The following is a 4,330-nucleotide window of genomic DNA, read 5'->3' as shown; positions in this document are numbered from 1 at the left end:
CACACCTGTTGAACGCCATCATGCGGCGGCTGTAGAGACGACCGCGGAAAGAACCATGAACCCGGCAGTGGATCACTTTTGTCTATCGGGGTTGACATCGTGCCCGCGATTAAAGAACGGACGACTAGCATGCCGCCGAAAGTCTCAATTGTGGTGCCAGCCTTCAACGCCGCTGATTACATCGCCGAAACCATCGATAGCCTTCTTGCGCAAGACTATCCGAATCTCGAGATCGTGACAGTTGACGACGGATCGACGGACCAGACATGCACGATCCTCGCGCGCTACGGGGGCCGGATCCGGCTGCGCCACCAAGCCAATGCTGGGCAGAGCGTGGCCCTGACGGCTGGCTGGGATATGACCGACGGCAGCTTTATCGGCTATCTAAGCGCTGACGATCGGTTGAAGCCCGCAGCCGTGCGACGCTGTGCTGAGGAACTCGACGCACGGCCCGACGTGGCTCTCGTTTACCCGGATTTTAACGTAATCGACGAATGCTCGCGGTTACGTTTCACTGTCAATTCGCCGGACTTTTCTCGGCGCACGCTATACGGCGAGCTTCACTGCCTCCCGGGGCCCGGGGCGCTCTTTCGGCGCGCTGCCTACGAGAAGGCGGGGCCGTGGCGCACGGATCTGCGGCAGATTCCCGATCTCGATTTTTTCCTGCGCATGGCGCTCGAAGGCGACTTCTTCCATCTCTCGGAGGAGCTTGCCGACTTTCGCATGCACGCACAGTCGACGACCTATCGGATAGTTCCGTTTGAGCGTGGGGAAGAGCCGCTGACGGTAATTGAAAGCCTGTTCGCGCGCCCGGATCTCCCCGCGGACATTCGGCACTGGGAGCGCTCGGCGCGAGCTAATGCTGAGCTTCTGTCGGCGGCGATCCATGGCCGGTCCGGCCGCGCCGGGGTCGCTATCCGGCATCTTGTGGCGTCCTTTGCCTGCCCTCAGGCCGCCTTTTCCCGCAAGACCTTTAGTCACGTCATCACAATCACCCAAGGCCTATTCAGAGGACGGAGTTGAGGTCCAGTGAGAGAGCTAAAACCCGCACGGCTGATCAGATCCTCGACCTAACCAGCCAGCGGCTTGAGAACCAAAAGCCACCAAGGGCGGCGCAGGCGAGACAGAGCTCCATCGCATAGATGAAAAGCGTCCAAGGAAAGCACATCTGCACAGCCAAATAGGCCAGTGAAACCCCTGAAACCGCTCCAACTGCCACATTTCCGGTAATCCTGCATGCGAACCATTCCACTAAATGTCCGATGAGGGTAGTGCCGAATGCGAAGCCGAAGATAAGTGGAATACTTCCCGAATAGCTTGCAAAGCCAATAAGCCCTGGAAGCGTTAGGAAGGTGAAGACCTCAACTCTGCCATACGGGTTGCCAGCCATCGTCTGATAGATGCCGGCCTTCCCTGTCGCGGGATCTTCGGTCAGCCCTTGCATGAAGAGGTTGCGACCCAGTTCGCTCTCGGCTCCTTGGGCCGTCAGGACGCCTTCCAAGCCTACCCACCGCATCAAGACAAGACTGCGTAGTTCTTGGAGGACGCCGCTCAGCCTGCTGTTGCTGGTCACCACGTCGAGCTTCGTGGCAAAAGCTGCCGTCTCCGGCGCCGCATACAGATACTGTTGACGTTTTGGATCAGGTACGGGGCCCTGGGTCAGAGACGACTCAGGTTTGTCAGGCGGCGCGCTCAGCGACTTAGGAAACGAAGGTGGTAATCTCGCAGACCGTTCGGAAACATCCTTTCCGCCGACCACCACTCGCGGAGCAGCTGTCGACGATGTCGGGTTCTGCACAGCAATTAGATCACTATTCTGGAAGGCAAAGTTTCGCTCGATGCTCACGATGGCGATCGACAGCACGAAAAGCACGCCAGCACTGCATAGTGCTAACGCGATCTCCGTCCAGCGTTGAATATCCCTCCGTCGCGAAAGCAATATGCAGAGGGATGCTAGAATGTAGAGCAGAAACTGGATTCGGCTGCCTATGGTTAGCGATGAGAGAAAGCCGAGGAAACTCGCGACAATGATCAAAGATGCGTAGCGTAGACGTCCAAGTTCTATCAGCCATTGCGTAAGCGCAAGGCCTCCAAGAAGTGCGCCCCATGTGAGAATAAAGGCCAGCACGGCATAGACTCGTGGATGGATATCCATCCCGAGTGGATAGCCGATTCGCAAGATGGAGTGCTGATGATTGAGCGCGTAGACACAGGTTGCAACGACGATTAGTATCGCCAAGGCGGCAAATAGGACGTTTCCAAGATTTCTCTGCCCCGCGTCATCGCTCGGAAGAATGCGCCCGTACGACGGGATGAACGAGGCCAGAATGAATGAAGCGACTCCGCCGAGCTGACCGGCCGTAGCAAATTTTAGCGCCATATCCCATTGCGTGGCTGACCCGGAAAACTCGCCGACCGGTTCGATCAGCGGAGCTCCGAAGGTAAGATGCGCAACGGCTTTTAGTACAAAGCCAAGCGTTAGGAAAGATGCAACGATGATAACAAAAAAAGAGGGATGCAGTACGACTGCACAGCCGAAGAGCAACGCCCCGCTGGACACGAACATAAGAAGCGAAGGTGCAGAGCCTTCGTAAAACGGAAGAATCATCCCATACAAGAGAGCGCCCAAAAGGCCTATGCTGGCGGACGCTACGGCATGGATTTGCACTCTCACTAGAGGTCGCGTTCGTCCATTAAGATTGGCCGACATGCTTACACCGAAGGATTCCGAAAGTTTCGCCGTTCCTAAACGCGCGCTGACACGTGCCGGATTTCTTTGATTGTGATTATGAATTGGGTTTGAGATTAACCCGACTTCATCAGTGCCGTCCAGTCATCCGAGGCGGCCTCAGGCAGCAGCCAGCTCCACTAAGAAAATGGACCCAGTGGTCCTCAGCATAGGTGCGCTTCAGTCCGCAGTTGGCGACGCAGAGTCCGAAATCGACGTCTCCAGTTACGGGGAGGATCTTTTCCTGACGGGAGCCGAGATCAAAGCTCGCGGCATCGATCGGCATAGAAAGCAGATACTGCCGCACCGCGGTACTGTCCAGAATCTTTCGCACTTTTGATCAGGCGACGGCTCCGGTTTCAGAGAGTTGTGGCCGATAAAGCGGTCGCATGTTCATGTAACATTTGGTCGACCGCGCCGTGCCGGCAATGTGCCGCAGCCGGGCCGCCGCCAAGTTGAGACGGGATTGGCCGTCGGGAAAGGCGCCGACGACACGGGTTCGTCGCCGGATCTCCTTCATGATGTGCCTTTCCGGACATCCATTGGCGGAAGATTCGAACGAAGAATCCGCTCGAGCGCATAGTAGGCGCCGTTTACTGCCGTAGCGCGCGCCGCGCCGCATCGCGACCGTGGCGCGGCCCGCAGGCCGCCGCGACCGCTGCGGCACATTCCCGGTCGCCTCGACGACGACGACATCGTCCTTCGAAAGCCGTTTGGCGAACGCGGTCAACAGCGCACGTCGCATGTCCACGAGGCCGAGACGTCTGAGTTTGCCATCCTCCCAAGCCACCGCTTCCGCAAAGGCGCGGTGGATATCAAGTCCTATAATGCGCATGTCTGCTCCCTTTCCGGTCTGACGAAACGGGAGCTGGCGGGCAACACGACATCTACTGATCCGCGCTCGCGGCGCATCCGGGAAAGTCGCAAGGGGCGGCCATGTAACGAGCTCGGGCTCTCAGCCCACTGTCTATCGGCGGCCTGCCCGCACCTTCGTGCTCCCGGTGCCCCGCGTCCCGGATGGGCTCACCATAATGCCGTTCTCCGAAGAGAACAGCCGGACGAAAAGGCACCGCAGATCACATACCGGATAATGGCCAGGTCGAACGCATGAACCGCACGATCAAGGAAGCGACCGTCCAACGCTATTACTACGATCGACAACGATCAGCTCGAAGCTCACCTTGCCGACTTCATCAACGCCTACAACTATGCTCGGCGGCTGAAGACCCTGAAGGGCCTCACACCCTACGAATACATTTGCAAAATGCTGGACTTCCCAGCCCGAACGATTCAAACTCAACCCGGTCCAGCAAATGCCGGGACTAAACACCTAGCACCGGCGGCCGCGCCGGAGAGCGCCGCCAAGCCTGAACCAACGAACCACGTCTTCTTGCTGTCCACACCAGCGGGCTTGCGGAGACGAGCATAGGCTTCGTAGTTCCCACTGCTGTACTACATCGCAACCTCAGATCTTGTGTAAGCGATGTTTTGCGGCCACCTTCCGGATGATGCGCTGATCTGTAAGTCTGCGGTTTGGTTTTGACCGTAAGGCTTAGAATGGACACAGTGCGTAGTGCTACCACGGAGCCAGTGCGGCGGCTG

The 4,330-nt window shown here is 57.8% G+C and carries 2 protein-coding genes and 2 pseudogenes; 2 read left to right on the top strand and 2 right to left on the bottom strand.

Going from position 1 to position 4,330, the window contains the following annotated elements:
* Positions 1-129 precede the first annotated feature (129 nt).
* Positions 130-1,023, top strand: a complete 894-nt coding sequence (locus CV770_RS40505) for a glycosyltransferase (RefSeq protein ID WP_104466270.1) — start codon at positions 130-132, stop codon at positions 1,021-1,023.
* Positions 1,024-1,057: 34 nt separating this feature from the next.
* Here the strand turns inward: CV770_RS40505 and CV770_RS40500 are convergent, their stop codons facing one another.
* Together CV770_RS40500 and CV770_RS43770 are read right to left on the bottom strand one after the other, a co-directional pair.
* Complete coding sequence (locus CV770_RS40500; RefSeq protein ID WP_161500091.1) at positions 1,058-2,608, bottom strand: hypothetical protein; 1,551 nt, start codon at positions 2,606-2,608, stop codon at positions 1,058-1,060.
* A gap of 787 nt (positions 2,609-3,395) precedes the next feature.
* Positions 3,396-3,563, bottom strand: a pseudogene (locus CV770_RS43770) (IS110 family RNA-guided transposase); the annotation flags it as partial.
* A 254-nt stretch (positions 3,564-3,817) separates the two neighbouring features.
* Here CV770_RS43770 and CV770_RS40480 point away from each other — a divergent pair.
* Positions 3,818-4,062: pseudogene (locus tag CV770_RS40480) on the top strand (integrase core domain-containing protein); the annotation flags it as partial.
* Positions 4,063-4,330 lie beyond the last annotated feature (268 nt).

Source organism: Bradyrhizobium sp. AC87j1 (assembly GCF_002936975.1).
Taxonomy (GTDB): domain Bacteria; phylum Pseudomonadota; class Alphaproteobacteria; order Rhizobiales; family Xanthobacteraceae; genus Bradyrhizobium; species Bradyrhizobium shewense.
The sequence above is the reverse complement of the archived record's forward strand: the minus strand, read 5'-3'. Positions and strand labels throughout refer to the sequence as shown.

Excerpts from the sequence above, each read along its gene's own strand:
- CV770_RS40500 (WP_161500091.1), bottom strand. The coding sequence starts at position 2,608 with ATGATTCTTCCGTTTTACGAAGGCTCTGCACCTTCGCTTCTTATGTTC.
- CV770_RS40505 (WP_104466270.1), top strand. The coding sequence starts at position 130 with ATGCCGCCGAAAGTCTCAATTGTGGTGCCAGCCTTCAACGCCGCTGAT.